The 16200-nt window shown below is 56.1% G+C and carries 19 protein-coding genes, 1 other RNA gene and 1 pseudogene; 7 read left to right on the top strand and 14 right to left on the bottom strand.

Annotated elements, in window-relative coordinates:
• The first annotated feature begins 41 nt into the window (after positions 1-41).
• The gene (locus D9K61_RS22255; protein WP_120635662.1) at positions 42-923 is read left to right on the top strand and encodes a fructose bisphosphate aldolase; all 882 of its coding nucleotides are present in this window, start codon (positions 42-44) and stop codon (positions 921-923) included.
• Between the two features lie 27 nt (positions 924-950).
• Here the strand turns inward: D9K61_RS22255 and D9K61_RS22260 are convergent, their stop codons facing one another.
• Genes D9K61_RS22260 through fumC form a run of 4 tightly spaced genes read right to left on the bottom strand, consistent with a single transcriptional unit; the run spans position 951 to position 3400 of the window.
• Positions 951-1553, bottom strand: a complete 603-nt coding sequence (locus tag D9K61_RS22260; RefSeq protein WP_120635377.1) for a DNA-3-methyladenine glycosylase I — start codon at positions 1551-1553, stop codon at positions 951-953.
• 58 nt (positions 1554-1611) lie between these two features.
• The gene (locus D9K61_RS22265; RefSeq protein WP_120635378.1) at positions 1612-1833 is read right to left on the bottom strand and encodes a ribbon-helix-helix domain-containing protein; all 222 of its coding nucleotides are present in this window, start codon (positions 1831-1833) and stop codon (positions 1612-1614) included.
• Positions 1830-2006: a DUF4169 family protein gene (locus D9K61_RS22270; protein ID WP_120635379.1), complete on the bottom strand. Its 177-nt coding sequence runs from the start codon at positions 2004-2006 to the stop codon at positions 1830-1832. The genes D9K61_RS22265 and D9K61_RS22270 overlap by 4 nt, the downstream gene beginning before the upstream one ends.
• Positions 2006-3400, bottom strand: coding sequence for a class II fumarate hydratase (gene fumC, locus D9K61_RS22275; protein WP_120635380.1), 1395 nt, complete (start codon positions 3398-3400; stop codon positions 2006-2008). Before fumC ends, D9K61_RS22270 begins: the two co-directional genes overlap by 1 nt.
• Before the next feature lie 234 nt (positions 3401-3634).
• Here fumC and D9K61_RS22280 point away from each other — a divergent pair, with 234 nt between their 5' ends.
• Positions 3635-4171, top strand: coding sequence for a hypothetical protein (locus D9K61_RS22280; RefSeq protein ID WP_120635381.1), 537 nt, complete (start codon positions 3635-3637; stop codon positions 4169-4171).
• Between the two features lie 30 nt (positions 4172-4201).
• Here the strand turns inward: D9K61_RS22280 and D9K61_RS22285 are convergent, their stop codons facing one another.
• The 10 genes and pseudogenes from D9K61_RS22285 to D9K61_RS22330 form a co-directional block, all read right to left on the bottom strand.
• Complete coding sequence (locus D9K61_RS22285; RefSeq protein ID WP_120635382.1) at positions 4202-4660, bottom strand: SspB family protein; 459 nt, start codon at positions 4658-4660, stop codon at positions 4202-4204.
• Between the two features lie 76 nt (positions 4661-4736).
• Positions 4737-5990: a chromate efflux transporter gene (chrA, locus tag D9K61_RS22290; RefSeq protein ID WP_120635383.1), complete on the bottom strand. Its 1254-nt coding sequence runs from the start codon at positions 5988-5990 to the stop codon at positions 4737-4739.
• Positions 5987-6802 carry a sulfurtransferase/chromate resistance protein gene (locus D9K61_RS22295; protein ID WP_120635384.1) on the bottom strand — a complete coding sequence of 272 codons (816 nt, stop codon included), beginning with the start codon at positions 6800-6802 and terminating at the stop codon, positions 5987-5989. Before D9K61_RS22295 ends, chrA begins: the two co-directional genes overlap by 4 nt.
• A gap of 129 nt (positions 6803-6931) precedes the next feature.
• A complete protein-coding gene (locus D9K61_RS22300; RefSeq protein WP_120635385.1) occupies positions 6932-7363 on the bottom strand; it encodes an ester cyclase in 432 nt (143 codons plus the stop codon).
• 98 nt (positions 7364-7461) lie between these two features.
• Positions 7462-7833, bottom strand: a transfer-messenger RNA (tmRNA) gene (ssrA, locus tag D9K61_RS22305).
• A gap of 36 nt (positions 7834-7869) precedes the next feature.
• Entirely contained in the window at positions 7870-8232 is a 363-nt protein-coding gene (locus D9K61_RS22310) for a DUF4345 family protein (RefSeq protein ID WP_120635386.1), read from the bottom strand.
• An 18-nt stretch (positions 8233-8250) separates the two neighbouring features.
• Positions 8251-8901, bottom strand: a complete 651-nt coding sequence (locus tag D9K61_RS22315; RefSeq protein ID WP_120635387.1) for a TenA family protein — start codon at positions 8899-8901, stop codon at positions 8251-8253.
• Positions 8902-8960: 59 nt separating this feature from the next.
• On the bottom strand, positions 8961-9614 hold the full coding sequence (locus tag D9K61_RS22320) for a hypothetical protein (protein ID WP_120635663.1): 654 nt from the start codon (positions 9612-9614) through the stop codon (positions 8961-8963).
• 13 nt (positions 9615-9627) lie between these two features.
• Positions 9628-11028 (bottom strand): annotated as a pseudogene (locus D9K61_RS22325) (selenium-binding protein SBP56-related protein).
• Between the two features lie 132 nt (positions 11029-11160).
• Positions 11161-11892: a FadR/GntR family transcriptional regulator gene (locus D9K61_RS22330; RefSeq protein ID WP_120635388.1), complete on the bottom strand. Its 732-nt coding sequence runs from the start codon at positions 11890-11892 to the stop codon at positions 11161-11163.
• 98 nt (positions 11893-11990) lie between these two features.
• On the opposite strand from D9K61_RS22330, the gene D9K61_RS22335 reads away from it, so the two are divergent.
• The 5 genes from D9K61_RS22335 to acuI all read left to right on the top strand — a co-directional run bounded on the left by D9K61_RS22335 (position 11991) and on the right by acuI (position 16188).
• A complete protein-coding gene (locus D9K61_RS22335; RefSeq protein ID WP_120635389.1) occupies positions 11991-12770 on the top strand; it encodes a DUF2182 domain-containing protein in 780 nt (259 codons plus the stop codon).
• A 4-nt stretch (positions 12771-12774) separates the two neighbouring features.
• Entirely contained in the window at positions 12775-13479 is a 705-nt protein-coding gene (locus tag D9K61_RS22340; RefSeq protein ID WP_120635390.1) for a DUF1326 domain-containing protein, read from the top strand.
• Positions 13479-13985: a DinB family protein gene (locus D9K61_RS22345; RefSeq protein WP_120635391.1), complete on the top strand. Its 507-nt coding sequence runs from the start codon at positions 13479-13481 to the stop codon at positions 13983-13985. Before D9K61_RS22340 ends, D9K61_RS22345 begins: the two co-directional genes overlap by 1 nt.
• The gene (locus D9K61_RS22350; RefSeq protein ID WP_120635392.1) at positions 13986-15089 is read left to right on the top strand and encodes a dimethylsulfoniopropionate demethylase; all 1104 of its coding nucleotides are present in this window, start codon (positions 13986-13988) and stop codon (positions 15087-15089) included.
• A 103-nt stretch (positions 15090-15192) separates the two neighbouring features.
• Positions 15193-16188: an acryloyl-CoA reductase gene (acuI, locus tag D9K61_RS22355; RefSeq protein WP_120635393.1), complete on the top strand. Its 996-nt coding sequence runs from the start codon at positions 15193-15195 to the stop codon at positions 16186-16188.
• Positions 16189-16200 lie beyond the last annotated feature (12 nt).

Genomic DNA, 16200 nt, shown 5'->3' on the forward strand with positions numbered 1-16200 from the left:
CGGGTGAGGAAATCGGAATCAATATTGAACGGGAAAGCATTATGTCCAAAGCAGAACAGCGCGCGCAGATGTCCAATGGAGCAGGTTTTATCGCAGCACTGGATCAAAGCGGCGGATCGACACCCAAGGCCTTGGCGCTTTATGGGGTGGAGGCATCCGACTATAGCTCGGACGAAGAGATGTTCGGTGAAATCCAGAAGATGCGGGCGCGGATCATACTGGCCGATGATTTCACCAAGGGAAAAGTCATCGGCGCAATCCTGTTCGAACGCACATTGGGCGAAGAAATCGATGGCCGTAAAGTGGCTCACTATCTTTGGTCGGTGAAAGGTATCGTTCCGTTCCTGAAAATCGACAAAGGTCTGGAAGAGCAGGCCAATGGCGTTCAGGTGATGAAACCGATCCCGGGCCTGGCCGAGACCTTGGCCAAAGCTGATGGCGTATTTGGCACCAAAGAACGGTCTGTCATTCACGAAGCAAATGCCGATGGCATCGCCGCCGTCGTCTCACAGCAGTTCGATGTTGGGCGTGAGGTGATCAATGCAGGCATGATTCCGATTATTGAGCCCGAGGTGAACATTCATTCCGAAAGCAAGGCAGCAGCCGAAGACATTCTGAGGGCAGAACTGCTGAAGAACCTGGACCAATTAAATGATGATCAGGATGTCATGCTGAAGCTGACGATCCCCAACCAGGCGAACCTGTATGATGATCTGGCAGATCACCCGCGCGTGCTGCGCGTTGTGGCCCTTTCTGGCGGATATTCGACAGAACAGGCCTGTGATCTTTTGGGACAGAACGGGAAGATGATTGCATCGTTCTCGCGCGCATTGACCGAAGGTTTGTCCAAACAGCAGTCCGAAGCTGAATTCAACGCGGCCTTGGGTGGAAACATAAACAAGATCTTTAGCGCGTCCGCGTGATTCCGGGCGCCTTGCGGGGCGCCTTTTTCATTCCGGTTTGAGGAATTCGCGGCGCAAGTGTGAAGCCTTTTCGCGCATGACACAGCCCGTGGCGTGATCATTGACCAATCCCATCGCCTGCATGAAGGCAAATACGGTCGTGGGGCCGACAAACTTCCAGCCACGTTTCTTAAGGTCTTTCGACATCGCCACAGATTCCGGCGAAGTTGATGCGGTTTGTGGGTCTGGCGGTGTTTCAGCTTCGTATTGCCAGACATAGGCAGCTAAAGATCCTTCAGTTTCGATCAACTCTTGCACACGGCGGGCATTGTTAATCACAGCCTCGATCTTACCGCGATGCCGTATGATGCCTTTGTCTTGCAATAGGCGCTCGATATCTACATCAGTAAACGTGGTCATCTTGTTGAAATCAAAGTCATAAAACGCGCTTCGAAAATTTTCGCGTTTGGACAGAATCGTGCGCCAGCTGAGGCCGGACTGAAAGCTTTCAAGGCACAGTTTTTCGAACAACCGCTGATCATCAGCCACCGGGTAGCTCCATTCATTGTCATGGTATTCGAAGAATTCAGGCGCAGACTGACACCATGCGCAGCGGGGTTGCCCATCCGGGCCGGAGATGGTCTCGCTCATGAATGTACCCTTTTTGTTCCTGCCAGCTTAAACGCAGGATCAGGAACAACGCAAGGGGTCATCGCCGTTCGCTATACCAGTTTAGTACAAACACGCGAATGGCCGACGCCAGACCGGTTTCTGGATCGCGCGCCACATCAATCTCCGCAGCCAACACATTGATTGGAATATTTTTCTGCTTGGCGATATTGCGAAATGCCTGCCAGAATTCATCCTCAAGCGAGACCGAGGTCCGGTGGCCCTTGAGTGTCAGCGAGCGTTTGATGGGACGGCCGCTCATTCATCCAGCTCGTGATTGTCCAGATCACGGCGCGTTTTGTCCTGCTGCAGCTTCACAATCATTTTCTCAGGTTTTGAGCGACCGAATTTCACGGCATTTTCGTCTGCACGGGCCTTTTTTTCGGCCCGCACTTTTTCTTTTCGATACCGGTTCAGGCTGACCGGCTTACCCATCAGTCTTTCGGGCCAATCATTTGTTCGGGACGCACAACCGCATCGAAGGTTGCTTCGTCTACAAAACCCAGCGCGACGGCCTCTTCCTTGAGGGTTGTGCCGTTTTTATGGGCAGTTTTGGCGACGGTGGTGGCGTTGTCGTAGCCGATGGTCGGGGCCAGTGCGGTGACCAGCATCAGTGATTCCTTCATGAGCTTTTCGATGCGCGGCTCATTGGCCTGAATGCCCAGCAACATCCGCTCGGTAAAGCTGTCGGCGGCGTCCCCCAGCAGTTGGATTGACTGCAACAGGTTGTAAGACATCATCGGGTTGTAGACATTCAACTCGAAATGACCCTGGCTGCCGGCAAACTTGATTGCGGCGTCATTGCCCATCACATGGGCCGCAACCTGCGTTAGCGCTTCGGCCTGTGTCGGGTTCACCTTGCCGGGCATGATGGACGAGCCAGGCTCGTTTTCCGGCAAAACCAGCTCACCCAGACCCGAGCGTGGGCCCGAGCCCAGAAACCGGATATCATTGGCGATCTTGTAGCAACTGCCTGCAATCGTTGCCAAAGCGCCTGACAGGAAAACCATGGCGTCATGGGCGGCCAGCGCTTCGAACTTGTTTGGTGCAGTGACGAAGGGCAGGCTGGTGATGTCGGCCATGTGGGCCGCGACGGACTCGCTCCAACCTTTTTGCGTGTTAAGGCCGGTGCCCACCGCGGTGCCGCCCTGGGCCAGTTCATAGATCCCTGGCATGGCAGCCCGCACCCGGGCGATGCCCTGACGAATCTGATGGGCGTATCCGCCGAATTCCTGACCCAGTGTCAGGGGCGTCGCATCTTGCGTATGCGTGCGGCCGATCTTGATGATGTCTTTGAATTGCTCGGCTTTCTGTTCCAGCCCTGAAGCCAGTTTTTCAAGGCCAGGCAGTAGCACATCGCGCACGCTCATCGCTGTGGCGATATGCATTGCGGTTGGGAAGGTATCGTTCGACGACTGGCCCATATTGCAGTGATCATTGGGGTGAACCGGGTCTTTTGAACCGATCACGCCGCCCAGAATCTCAATCGCGCGGTTGGCGATCACTTCGTTCGAGTTCATGTTCGATTGGGTGCCGGACCCGGTTTGCCACACGACCAAAGGGAAGTTGTCGTCAAACTTGCCCTCGATCACCTCACCTGCGGCAGCAATAACCGCATCTGCGATAGTTGCGTCCAGCTTGCCTGTTGCCTTGTTCTGCATGGCGCAGGCCTTCTTGATCACACCCAGCGCGCGCACGATGGCCACCGGCTGCTTTTCCCAGCCGATGGGGAAGTTCATGATCGAACGCTGTGTTTGCGCGCCCCAGTATTTATTGGCGGGAACCTCCAGCGGGCCAAAGCTGTCGGATTCGGTGCGGGTTTGAGACATCGGTCACTCCGTCTGGTATGCAGTCGTATGCCGTTTAGCCCCAGAGAAGCTGCGACGCAATCGGCCAGTTGCGCGCACCATAAACATAAGGGCGTCAAAGGTATAGGCGCGGGGGTGCGTCATTTTTATTGTCCCAGCTTCAGAATGCGCCATTGTGAACCGTACCCGCTTGGCTACAATGTCAGGACCGCCGACTTGGAGAACTAAATGCTCGTATCTCAACGGATTTCGCCTATGAAAGTCGCCGCAACTGCTGTTGGTTTTCTGCTTTGGATCGTTGTGCTGGGCAGCGCCGCAAGGGCCGCCGAAATCACACCCTTTGTCGGCAGTTATGTCGGATCCGCTGATGTGGTTGATGTTGATGGCACGTCCACGCCCCGAGACATGAGCGTGTCCATCCATGAAACAAGCAAAGGATTCAATGTCAGTTGGAAAACGACGACCTATAAATTGGATGGCCGGGTGAAAGAACAAAAGTTCTCGGTCGATTTTCAGCAATCAGATCGCCCTGATGTCTTCTCGGCGGCCATGAAACGCAATGTGTTTGGGCATGAAGTCCCGCTGGATCCGATAAAGGGCGAGCCATTTGTGTGGGGTCGGATTGAAGGGCAAACACTGACCGTGTTTTCATTGTTTATCGACGAGGATGGCGGTTATGAACTGCAACAGTTCGATCGCACCTTGGCGGATGGCGGTCTGAACCTGGCTTTCTCGCGCTTTATCAACGGCGAAAAGTCCCGATCTGTCGAAACATTCCTGATGAAGCAATAAACCCCGCGTTTCGCGGGGTTTTAGTCGGTCTTACTTTCGGAAGCTGTCCAGCGACACCACGTCTGCGTCGTGATGCTCTTCCTCGTCTTCAACCTCGATCATTTCCTCAACTACGGGATCTTCGTCCATCTCATCGTCTGGGCTTTCAAACCTAAGGCCGAATTCGACTGACGGGTCCACGAAGGTCTTAATCGCCTCATACGGGATGTAGAGAGGTTCTGGCTTGTCACCGAAGTTCAGAGTGATCGCAAAGCCGTCATCTCCGACGTCAAGGTTATCGAACCAGTGTTGTACAACGATTGTCATCTCTTCTGGATATCGTTCGCGCAACCATTCCGCGATATCCACGCCATCTTCACGCGTGTCAAAGGTGATGAAGAAATGATGGGATCCGGGCAAACCGGTCTCGGAAACCCCGGTCAGCACGGTTTTTATCAAACCGCGCATGGCGGTGTGCATCAGGTTTCCATAGTCGATGTCTTGCGACATGTGTCATCCTCGAAAGTGGTTGATCTCAGCATAGGGGTTTTGTTCGGAAACGAAAGGGCAGGTATGACCGGATTGATCAGATAAAATATGCAGCCAATCCAGCAACGGCCATCAACGCCAACACAGTCGCCATCCCGAATTTCATGCGGAAAATCAATACTCCGGCGACAAGTGTCAAGGCCAACGCCGTAAAATCCAAACTGCTGACATCCGGAACAGGAAGTGCCACCGGGCCCCATGACTTTTGCGGTACGGATCCGAAAAGAACGTTCAAGGCAAACCACAAGGAAAGATTGAGAATCACTCCAACAACCGCCGCGGTGATTCCATGCAGTGCGGCAGACAATCGGGGGCGGGCGGCAAGGCGGTCGAGATAAGGGGCCGCCAGAAATATCCAAAGGAAACAAGGAACAAACGTCGCCCAGAGTGCCACGGCACCTGCTGCAAGCGCCAGCGAGAGGCCTCCGTTCATTTGGCCGGTCAGCATTGCCACGAATTGGGTGACCAGAATGAGAGGGCCAGGCGTGGTTTCCGCCAGCCCAAGCGCGTCGATCATCTGGTTTGTGCTGATCCAGTGATACTGATCGACCACCGTTTGCGTCATGTAGGCCAGAACGGCATAGGCCCCGCCAAAGGTCACTACGGCCAGCCGGGCAAAGAACCAGCCTAAGTCACTGAGCAGCTGTTGCCCGGTGAAGCTGAGCAAAAACAAGGGACCCAGCCATAAAACCAGCCAAATGGCGGCCGTCCGCACGGGGCGCGCCAGGCTTGGGGCTGCCTGTGTGTCGGTCAGCGGAACTGTTCCCTTGAACGACACATACCCCCAAACTGCAGCCGCCAGAATAATAAACGGAAAGGGGAGGTTCAGCAGAAAGATGGCGACAAATCCCAGCCCTGCAATCATTCGGTGTTCAATATCCGTCAACGCCTTGCGCGACAGGTTGCGCAGGGCCTGCTGGACAATCACGATGACAGTCGCTTTGATCCCAAGGAATGCCGATTGAACAAGCGGCAGATCGCCAAATGCCGCATAAAGCGAGACCAAAACGGCGATTACGATGGCGCCGGGCAGGACAAAAAGACTACCCGCAATCAGGCCACCGGTCACGCCGCGCATTTTCCACCCGGCATAGGTCGCCAGTTGCATCGCCTCGGGTCCCGGCAACAACATGCACAGCGACAAGGCCCGTAGATAAGATTGTTCGTCCAGCCACGGGCGGCGTTCGACAAGTTCTTGATGCATCAATGAGATTTGCGCCGCTGGCCCGCCGAACGACAAAAGGCCAATGCGACCAAACACATGGATCAGTTCTTTCAATGTCGGTGTCATGACTGGCGACCTGTTGGCCAGTCATGACCTTCATCAAACCCATCGCGCGCCCAGCGATACAGCGCATCGTACAGATTCATACCGGCGTCGAGGTTTTCATGATCGTCACGGAATTGGCGCGACAGTCCAACGGAAACGGCGAGCAAACCAGCCGCCTCGGGTGCCAGATCATGTCTGTTGGTGTCCGCAGCTCTTACCACCTGCGCGAGCCGGCCCAAAGGAGCAGAGGAAAGGTTGAATTCCTCCAGCAATGTATCAAACGTGCATCTATCGCCGCGATGGGTCCAAAAGGTGTTTTCGACATCAAAGGGGATGGCATCAAATTTCTCAGCGACGCTTTCAACTTCGGCAGGTGCAACGAACAGAAAACGGGCATTGGGATCAATGAACCGCCGGATCAGCCAAGGGCACGCAATGCGATCGATCTTTGGTCGATGGCGGGTCACCCAGACTGTGCCGCCGGTCGCCAGTGCGGGCAGGGGGGCAACAGGGATGCGCAACGCCTCTGGCAGGTCGCGCCACGCGTACATTCCGCCTTCAAGATATTCAGCTGATTGACCCTCACTGCGCAGCCACGAGACCATTCCCTGACTCAGTTTTTTGCCTTTTTGGCAGATGATGACACAGGGGCGTCCCGAGAGCAGTTGAATCAAACCCGGTATGTCTTTCGCCGGGTGCTGGACGGATCCTGGGATCAGATACGGATCGGCCTCAAAATCCTCGTCGATACAAATATCGACCAGCATTGGTGCTTGCGGCGTGCCGATCAAACGCAGCAGCTGTCGGGGGGCAATTGAATTTGGCGATGCCATGGCATGTTTCCTTATACTGTCGGATACATGCGAAACTTGGGCTGTCGCCTCACGGGGCGTTCGCAATCTTACCCCATGGCACTTGCTAACGTGCAAGCGCCTTGGGGGTCAAGATTGGTTTGCGTCTGATCAGGCCCAGTCGAGCCTTTGCCCGGTCATGCAAACCGGCAATGTGTCCTGCGGAAACTGACCAAGTTGTTCAAACAAGGACACAAAATCGAATTGGTTATAGGCCTCAACCATCTTGTTGTCTTTAAATCGCGCCATGACCTGACCGGTCACCTCAAGCGGTGCGCCATTGTCCGCACGAAATGTTTTGACATGCAGAATGGCCGAAACCCAATCGCCATTCTCGATGATCTTGGGCAAGTTAACCTTGATTTCACCCAAGACGTGCCGGAACGCCATGACCAGATCGCGGAAATCATCTGCACCAACCTGCATTTCCGGAATCAACCCCTCGGCCATAGTTTCGGGCGCGAAGAACTGATCGATAGCGTCAGTGTTTCCATTTTCCCAAACCTCGGAATACCATGTTTTGAGTATGTCTGAATTTGCCATCCCTGCTCTCCTGTCTGTCCGGTCAGACGTTGGCAAAAAGGAATGAACAAACCCTAAATATGCATAGGGAAAGCCAGAAACGCAGACAAATAGGGGGAAATGCAGGTTTCTGTTGCCAGGTACCTGCGAACCCCGCCTTACGCGGCTAGGCGCAAGGGCTTAAGTTTCGGTCTTGCTACTGCTTACGCAGCAACTGCAACCGGAGCACGATTGTCATTTGCAATTGTACTATTTTCGCCGGTAACGGTGGCAGACAGCCGAGACAAAGCTAACCCCTTTAGACGTTCGTCGATCCTATTTCGGCCCCCCGGTTCTGACGAAATCCTCAAATGAAGGATATCTCCAGAAGATATATGGTGGAGCCGCCGGGTACCGCCCCCGGGTCCGATCCGCTTATGACGAGCGCGTTTATGTCCATAGTCCCGAAGGACAAGACTTATATAGGTGAGGTGTCGACCGGATGCAAACTCAGATTACATCCGGTCGACCTTAAGCATAACAATATGTTACGGAGTTCTGTTGATGTTGGCCGCAATTAGCCAGATCGCCAGGACCAGTTCGATTCCACCAAATGTCACAGCCTTGGCCAAAGGTGGATGGTCCAGAAACACGGACACGAACCGCCCCAAAGCCGCCCCGGCATAGACAACACCCAGCATGGCATAGGCCATCGGGTTGTTCAGCCACAGCACGGCGATGCCGGTCACGACGAACAAGCCACCAACCGAGGCGCGCATCTCGCTTAGACCCATTGTGCTGTTGGTGGGCGCCAAATCCAGAGAAGCGGCCGTCCAGGCGGGCGCCAGAAACCCAAACAATCCAAAGCCGATGGTCAGCACGGCGGCGATGACATTCAGTGTTGTGACCATAAACGGATCTTTCCCGTATCAGGCCGCGTATGCGGCGTCGAAAAATTCACGCTCCAACTCGATCGCGCGGTGGAAAAACCGTGTGACCTCGACCTGGGCGCTGGGATCCAGCGTGGGCCAGACCTTGTCGAGTTGACTTCGAAGGTAGTCCACAACGCCCTCGAACCCGTCGCCCGCATGTAGCGTGATCCATTCGGCAAACCAGAACGGAAGCTGATCTTTGGGCGGGTTTTCTGGGCGGGCCCAGGTCAGATACACCCATTCGGCCACCACGAGGACAGCGAGCATGTTCTCATATCGGCCTGATGCCGTCGCCTCGGCCATCAGGTCCTGAAATGCGCGGGTGGCCGGGGCGGCATCATTGCTGGGTTCGGTGCCCAGAGCCTCCATCGCGCGCAGGAAATAGGTGTTTTCAGGGCCGGTGATGACCGCCAGAAATTGCGCCGCAGGGACACTGTCGGCCAAACTCGGGGCATGGGCGATGGCGCTCGCCAGCAGGCGCACGAAGCCATCGACGAATTGATAATCCTGTTCCAGATACCAGCGCATCTTATGCACGGACAGAGTGCCGTCGGCCATTTCACGCGTGAAGGCGTGTGTGGTTGCGGCCTGCCAATCGGCGGATTTGCCCTGACGCAGCATGTCTGTCGGGCGCGTGCTGTCTTGCATTCGGAAGCTCCATGAAATGTCCTCGGCAGACAAAGCGTGTTTGAGATGCAAGTGCAAGGTCACCCGAGCGCAGACCAGAGCCCCAACACACCAACCAAAATCAGGCTAAGCGCCCAGATCAGTTCGAGATTGAACCAGCTGCGCGATAGAAACTGCAGGCCCAACCAGCGATAAACGGCATAGGCGAGAAGACCGCCGCCCAGGATCATCGCGGCGGTGTGGATCGCGGCGACCGCAAGAACCAGCAGGCCATTTGTGGCCATGATCTCGGAGACGGCGCGGTGGCCTGCGTCCAGTTCATCCAGCCCGCAGAGCCCGAGGTAGATGGGCACCAGCATCAGGGCGGCCCCGTGCGCCAATGCCACCAGAAAGGACCACAGGGCCAGTTTGCTGGGCGGGATGCGGGACAGCATCCGCGGATGGCGGCGCGTGATAGCGATATAGAGGCCCATGGCGATGACAATCAGAGCGGCGCCAATGCGGATTTCCTTTTGGTAATCCACCAGCACCGCCATCAGCGCGAAGGGCAAAAGCACCCCCAGCATGGCCACAAAATGCCCGCCCGCCAACGCCGCCAGCGCGCGCCACAGCGCCGATTGTCGTTGTTCCATCAATGCGGACGATACCGCCAGCGGCCATCCCATGCCGGGATTCAACCCGTGATAAGCGCCGCTGACTACAACGGCCAGCCAAAGGCCAGCCGTTGATGTCATCAACCATTCCAAATCAGACGGAGGGGTAGCAGAAGCTGTCCGTCGAACAGTCGCCGCCTTCTAGCCGGATTTGGTGGGCACGGTAGCCGTCAGGAAAGTCGACCCAGAATTTCGGATCCAGTGTCAGACCTCCGTTCTCGCCGACATCAGCCTTGACCATGGCCGCGCCACGTTCACCGGGGTAGAATTGATCATCCCAGGTGGAATACAGCGAATTGGTCCAGTAGACCCGTTTGCCGTCACGGCTGATTTCGACCATTTGCGGGCCGTAGCCAAAGTCCTGACCGTTTGGGTGTTTGGTCTTTTTGACGATCCCGCCGACCTCGACCTTACCGGCCAGTTTCGGGTTCATCGGGTCTGAGACATCGTATTGATGCATCTCACCGGTGCCCCAGCAGGCAACATACAGGTATTTGTCGTCCAGACTAAGGTCGATATCCGTGACCAGTGGTGGCACAGCCGAGAACCCCTTGAGCAACTCGGGCAGGTCATTCGGGTCTGCGGCTTGCGGGTCGATGGTGATGGTTTTCTTGGCTTCGAACGTGCCATCATCATTGCGCCACCATGTGAAGATCGCGCCTTGCAGGTTGGTCGTGTCCACAACCACGCCGCAGAACCCATATTGCTTGACCGGGTCATGAGCAGGGCGGATCTCCAGCGCCATCTGATGGTTTTCCCCCAGATCAATGGTCTGGATATTGGTCCGGTTTCGCAGGTTCCAGAAATGGATGCTGTGCCCGTATTTGTTGGACAGCAAATCCTCGGCCACAATCCCGTTTTCATATTGCGGCGGCAGGCCCCATTCGGAACTGACCATGTAGTCGCGCGGCAGATTCCACCAGAAATCATAGTGTTTGTCCTGTACGCCACGTTCGATTTCATAGCGTCCGATGATCTCAAAGCTTTCACAATCCATGATGAAGATGCCCGGAGGGCCATCTGTACCGTCCTTACCCGCACCGCCCAGGGTGCTGACATAGATGCCTTCGGGGCCGCAATGGATCGTATGTGGGCGGGAATACCCTGTCTTAGCAAAGACTTCTTCGGGTTCGATAATCTTGTGGATCTTCGCCTCCAGCGGGTTCTTCACATCGATGATGTAGATCCGGCTGGATCGAATGCCGGGAATGATCAAATACCGACGCTCGAGGAAGGCATGGCCACTAAGGGGCGACAAGGAAGACGAACAGGCGTTTCATCCGAAGTGGTGAAACTCATCACCTTTTTCCGGCATGATCACCTGATGCACGATTTTGCCAAAGTCGTCCGATGTCGGATCGACATTCACAACCGCCAGCCCATCAGGTTGCGAAAAGTCAGGACTGAGCATCAGCGTAAAAGCAAGTGTCTCAGTCGGGCCCTCCATTGCCAGTTTGGCCGATGGATAAAAGGTAGGGTCCGGTCTTTGGTTCATAACGTCCTCCCGTAAGCAATTGATATTCAATTTTTATTGAGAGTTCCGGTCTTGATGCCGGATGACATCCTTCTGCGTGCTCGTGTGCCCTTGTGCCTGTTTCTTTGCCTCGAATTCGGGCCTGATGTGGGATCAGGCGGGTTTGCGTCGCCGCTCAGCCACATCATGGGCTAGCAGACGTGTGTAGGATTCAAGATCGACCAAAGTATTGTCTACGGTCTCGGCGTCCCGCGCCTCAAGCGCGTCGGCGATTTTCTCATGCAACAGAATGATTTCTTCGCGGGAACGCGCAGTGAAGGTGATCATGTTCATCAAGGGCTGCATCGCTTCGACAGCGCCAGCCAGTTGGTAGGACAACACCGGGTTGCCTGCGCCATCGACCAGGGCCCGGTGGAAGGCCACATCTGAGGCGCAGAAAGCCTCATCCGTCAGACCGGGTTGAGACTGCCGAAAAATCTCGGCGCGCATAGTGGCCAGTTGATCCGCTGTGCGCCGTTCCGCCGACATAGGCGCGCAGGCCCGTTCCAGCGCATATCGCGCCTCGCATGCTGTGTCGAAGGTCACCGCATTCATCGACAGCAACAGGGTCGAGGTGGTGACTTGCTGCGAATAGGCGTCCTGAAAGCTCAGCCGATTGACAAATGCCCCCCCGGAAGCGCCGCGTTGCGTCCGGATCAGCGATTGCGCGGCCAGACGTTTCAAGGCTTCTCGTACGGTGGGGCGCGAAACCTGAAACTGATCCGACAATTCGGCTTCGGACGGCAAGCGTTCATCGACGATCAACTCTCCGGACACAATGGCATCGCGGATGGCCTGTGCAATTTGGGCAGACAGGTCAGCAGGTTTTTGAGGGTCGATTTTCATGTTTCGGGAACCGTGGATCAATTTTTATTTGTCTGACATTTAAAAGTCTGACATTTGAAAAGCAAGAGATGAGTCGGGAGGGACACGTGAGTCGCGCAATGCTTCGCAGCGGTTTATGGCTGGGCTTTTACGCCATGATCCTGTGGTCATGGTGGATCATGTTCTCGATGAGCCGGGACATGGATCTGGATTGGATTGGTCGTCCGGGCCCAATGGGCGAGGCGATGCGCGCCATGGACCCGCGCATGGACATGTACATGCCCATGGCCAAGTTCGGCCCGTTGTTCTGGATGTGGGCAATCATGATGGCGGCGATGATGCTGCCGACGTTGGTGCCCACCTTGCGCAGCTATGAAGACCTGATCCGCAGCGCTGACGGGTCGCGCGCCGGGTGGTTGGGCGTATTGACCGGTTATTTCGTAGTGTGGGTTGGTTTTGCCGCCCTGATCACGGGTATTCAGCTTGTATTGCTGTTTGGCGGCGTTGTGGACATGCTGGGCATAGCCAAATCCAACTGGATCGCAGGCGGATTGCTGATCGCTGTTGGCGCTTTCCAGTTCACCCGTGCGAAAGAGGTCTGTCATGGCGTGTGCCACGCCCCAATGACCTATTTCCTGGGCCACTGGAAACCCGGTTTTACAGGCGGCCTGCGCATGGGTCTTGGATTGGGCGCGTTCTGTGTCGGCTGTTGCTGGGGCTTTATGGCGCTGGGGTTCGTTGGCGGTGTCATGAGCCTGTTGTGGATGGGGCTGGCAACCCTGTTCATGGTTTTGGAAAAACTCCCCCAGATCGGTCATGTCGTGACCCGACCGATGGGGTTCTTATTGATCGCAGGCGGCGCCGCACTGCTGATCTATCCCATTGTATACGGAGGATAAGCCTATGGCTAAAAACAGAAAACCAGAATCCGACAGGTTGCCTATTAGTCAACGGATCGACAGTCGCATGCCCAACCCAAAGCGGCGCGAGATGAGCCCGACGGAATGGTCTATCAAAGGTGAGCTGATCCTGAACTGTTCCTGTGATGTGTTTTGTCCCTGCGTTGTGTCTCTGGGCGCGCACCCGCCGACCGAAGGGCATTGCCACGCTTGGATGGGCGTGATCATCGATGAAGGCCATTTCGAAGGTGAGGACCTGTCGGGTCTGAATGTGGGTCTGCTGGTCGATATCCCCGGACGCATGGGTGAGGGGCAGTGGAAGGTCGCGGCTTATGTGGACGAGCGGGCCAGCGGCAAAGCGTACAATGGTCTGCTACAAATCTTCAGCGGTCAGGCGGGAGGAACCACGGGTCTGTTCACCATGCTGGTCAGCGAAATCATCGGTGCCGAACGCGCCCCGGTCCAGATCGAGCGGGACGGCAACAAGCGTCGGATCGCGATTGGGCGCAAGATACAGGGCGAGATCGAAATGCTGGCGGGTCAGGACCCGGAGCACCCGGTCATGGTGTCGAACTCAAAATACTGGATGGGTCCGGACATCATCGTAGCCCGTGGGACCAAATCGCGGGTGCGTGACTATGGCCGCATTTGGGACTTTGGCGGTAAATCCGCCGAAATTTGCCCCATCGACTGGCATGGACCAAAGTGATGATCACCCGTGCCTATGTCCGCGAAATGGCGCGCTATAACACGTGGCAAAACAACCAGTTGGCAGAGTTCTTTGGAGGCTTGACCCAAGAAGAATTAACACGCGAGCGTGGGGCTTTTTTCGGGTCGATCCTGGGGACGGCAAACCATTTGCTCTGGGGCGACTGGATCTGGATGTCGCGCTTTGACAAAGGCGAAGGCCCCAATTGCGGAATACCGGAAAGCACCGCGATCTGCGCGGATCTGAGCGAATGGCAACCGCTGCGAAGCACCATGGATTCGCGCATAACAGACTGGGCCAAGAGCTTGGGCGATGGCCCTTTAACGGGTGAGTTCACGTGGTTTTCAGCTGCGAAACAAGACGATGTTACAGTGCCTTACGCACGAAGCATCATCCATTTCTTCAATCACCAGACCCATCACCGGGGACAAATCCACAAAATGCTGACTGAAACCGGCTCAGCCGCGCCTGTCAGCGATCTTGTCTTTATGCCAAAGGAGGTGTGAATGCCGCAGATTTCCTTGTCGCGCCGCTTGCGGCGAACACCATTCTCCGACGGTGTCCAAGCTGCAGGCGTGAAAGCGTATACGGTTTATAACCATATGTTATTGCCCACGGTTTTCGAAAGCGTACAGGTTGATTATCGACACCTGAAGGACCATGTTCAAGTTTGGGATGTGTCCTGCGAGCGGCAGGTCGAACTGCGCGGCCCCGATGCGGCGCGGTTGATGCAGATGCTGACGCCCCGAGATTTGCGTGGCATGCTGCCGGGCCAGTGCTTTTACGTGCCTATCGTCGATGAAACAGGTGGCATGTTGAACGATCCGGTCGCTGTTAAACTGTCCGAGGATCGTTGGTGGGTTTCTATCGCCGACAGCGATTTGTTGCTGTGGGTCAAGGGCTTGGCCAACGGCTATCGACTGGACGTGTTGGTGGATGAGCCGGACGTGTCACCGCTGGCTGTGCAGGGACCAAAGGCCGAAGACCTGATGGCGCGTGTCTTTGGCGACCGGGTGCGGGACATTCGGTTCTTCAAGTTTGACATGTTCCAGTTCGAAGGTCGGGATCTGGCCGTCGCACGCTCGGGGTATTCCAAGCAGGGCGGTTTTGAGATCTATGTCGAAGGCGGGGATATCGGTATGCCTTTGTGGAATGCGCTGTTCGCTGCGGGCGAGGACCTTCAAGTGCGCGCCGGATGTCCGAATTTGATCGAGCGGATCGAAGGTGGCTTGCTGTCTTATGGCAACGACATGACCGACGATAACACTCCGCATGAATGCGGGTTGGGCAAGTTCTGCAACACTCATACAGCGATTGGCTGCATCGGTCGGGACGCCTTGCTGCGCGTCGCCAAGGAAGGACCTGTTCAGCAAATCCGGCCAATCGCGATCGAAGGAGACGCAGTGCCGCCATGTGATGGTCCCTGGCCGGTATATGCAAATGGCAAACGGGTGGGGCAGGTGACATCTTCTGCCTGGTCCCCGGATTTCAAAACAAACGTGTCGATCGGTATGCTGAGGTTGAGCCACTGGGATGCCGGTACGAATGTGGAGGTCGAGACACCTGACGGCATGCGCCGCGCAACGGTGCAAGAGAGGTTCTGGATTTAACGTGGTATGGGGGCTCTGCCCCCGTTGCTGCGCAACTCCCCCGGGATATTTTTGGCCAGATGAAGTGTGAATCCGGTCGCGAAACAACGAAAGGAAGCTTTGGATGTTCAATGCATTGGTGATGGAAAAGGATGAGGAAAGCGGTTTGGCGAGCGCCTCGGTTCAGCAGCTTTCTTTGGATGCGCTGCCACATGGCGACGTGACTGTGGCTGTCGAGTATTCCACCGTGAACTATAAAGACGGTTTGTGCATGTCGCCAAAAGGGGGCGGGTTGGTGCGGTCTTATCCTCATGTGCCCGGCATCGATTACGCCGGTACGGTCGAGGCGTCCTCGGATGATCGTTACAAGCCCGGTGACAAGGTTGTTCTGACCGGTTGGCGCGTGGGCGAGGCGCATTGGGGTGGCTATTCACAGAAAGCCAACGCTTTGGCGGACTGGCTGGTGCCCTTGCCAGACGGTCTGGATGCGCGTCAGGCTATGGCAGTCGGAACCGCTGGCTTTACCGCGATGCTGGCCGTTATGGCTTTGGAAGATCATGGCATGACACCCGATCACGGGCCCGTGCTGGTGACTGGCGCTGCGGGTGGCGTCGGATCGGTTGCGACGGCTATTCTGGGTCATCTGGGCTATGAGGTTGCGGCTGTCACGGGCCGCCCGGAAACCGGAGATTACCTCAAATCCCTTGGGGCCACGACAATTGTTCCGCGTGATGAGCTGAACGAGACCACCAAACGCCCGCTGGAGAGCGAAAACTGGGCGGGTTGTGTTGATGCGGTTGGCGGCGAAATGCTGGCGCGTGTGTTGGGGCAAATGAAGTACGGCGCGTCCGTTGCCGCGGTTGGTCTGGCGGGCGGGGCGGCATTGCCTGCAACCGTTATTCCGTTCCTGTTGCGGGGGGTGAACCTGCTGGGTATCGACAGCGTCATGCAGCCTTATGACAACCGCGTTCGGGCCTGGCAGCGCGTCGCCACAGACTTGCCGATGGACAAGCTGGAAGCGATGGTTCACCCGGCCGCTTTGTCCGATCTTTCCCAGCTGGGCGCAGACATTCTGAAAGGTCAGGTCAAGGGCCGTGTGGTTGTTGATGTGAACGCCTGAAGGCAAAACACA

The organism is Ruegeria sp. EL01 (genome assembly GCF_900313035.1).
GTDB lineage: Bacteria > Pseudomonadota > Alphaproteobacteria > Rhodobacterales > Rhodobacteraceae > Ruegeria.

Excerpts from the sequence above, each read along its gene's own strand:
- D9K61_RS22255 (WP_120635662.1), top strand. The coding sequence starts at position 42 with ATGTCCAAAGCAGAACAGCGCGCGCAGATGTCCAATGGAGCAGGTTTT.
- D9K61_RS22260 (WP_120635377.1), bottom strand. The coding sequence starts at position 1,553 with ATGAGCGAGACCATCTCCGGCCCGGATGGGCAACCCCGCTGCGCATGG.
- D9K61_RS22265 (WP_120635378.1), bottom strand. The coding sequence starts at position 1,833 with ATGAGCGGCCGTCCCATCAAACGCTCGCTGACACTCAAGGGCCACCGG.
- D9K61_RS22270 (WP_120635379.1), bottom strand. The coding sequence starts at position 2,006 with ATGGGTAAGCCGGTCAGCCTGAACCGGTATCGAAAAGAAAAAGTGCGG.
- fumC (WP_120635380.1), bottom strand. The coding sequence starts at position 3,400 with ATGTCTCAAACCCGCACCGAATCCGACAGCTTTGGCCCGCTGGAGGTT.
- D9K61_RS22280 (WP_120635381.1), top strand. The coding sequence starts at position 3,635 with ATGAAAGTCGCCGCAACTGCTGTTGGTTTTCTGCTTTGGATCGTTGTG.
- D9K61_RS22285 (WP_120635382.1), bottom strand. The coding sequence starts at position 4,660 with ATGTCGCAAGACATCGACTATGGAAACCTGATGCACACCGCCATGCGC.
- chrA (WP_120635383.1), bottom strand. The coding sequence starts at position 5,990 with ATGACACCGACATTGAAAGAACTGATCCATGTGTTTGGTCGCATTGGC.
- D9K61_RS22295 (WP_120635384.1), bottom strand. The coding sequence starts at position 6,802 with ATGGCATCGCCAAATTCAATTGCCCCCCGACAGCTGCTGCGTTTGATC.
- D9K61_RS22300 (WP_120635385.1), bottom strand. The coding sequence starts at position 7,363 with ATGGCAAATTCAGACATACTCAAAACATGGTATTCCGAGGTTTGGGAA.
- D9K61_RS22310 (WP_120635386.1), bottom strand. The coding sequence starts at position 8,232 with ATGGTCACAACACTGAATGTCATCGCCGCCGTGCTGACCATCGGCTTT.
- D9K61_RS22315 (WP_120635387.1), bottom strand. The coding sequence starts at position 8,901 with ATGCAAGACAGCACGCGCCCGACAGACATGCTGCGTCAGGGCAAATCC.
- D9K61_RS22320 (WP_120635663.1), bottom strand. The coding sequence starts at position 9,614 with ATGACATCAACGGCTGGCCTTTGGCTGGCCGTTGTAGTCAGCGGCGCT.
- D9K61_RS22330 (WP_120635388.1), bottom strand. The coding sequence starts at position 11,892 with ATGAAAATCGACCCTCAAAAACCTGCTGACCTGTCTGCCCAAATTGCA.
- D9K61_RS22335 (WP_120635389.1), top strand. The coding sequence starts at position 11,991 with ATGCTTCGCAGCGGTTTATGGCTGGGCTTTTACGCCATGATCCTGTGG.
- D9K61_RS22340 (WP_120635390.1), top strand. The coding sequence starts at position 12,775 with ATGGCTAAAAACAGAAAACCAGAATCCGACAGGTTGCCTATTAGTCAA.
- D9K61_RS22345 (WP_120635391.1), top strand. The coding sequence starts at position 13,479 with ATGATCACCCGTGCCTATGTCCGCGAAATGGCGCGCTATAACACGTGG.
- D9K61_RS22350 (WP_120635392.1), top strand. The coding sequence starts at position 13,986 with ATGCCGCAGATTTCCTTGTCGCGCCGCTTGCGGCGAACACCATTCTCC.
- acuI (WP_120635393.1), top strand. The coding sequence starts at position 15,193 with ATGTTCAATGCATTGGTGATGGAAAAGGATGAGGAAAGCGGTTTGGCG.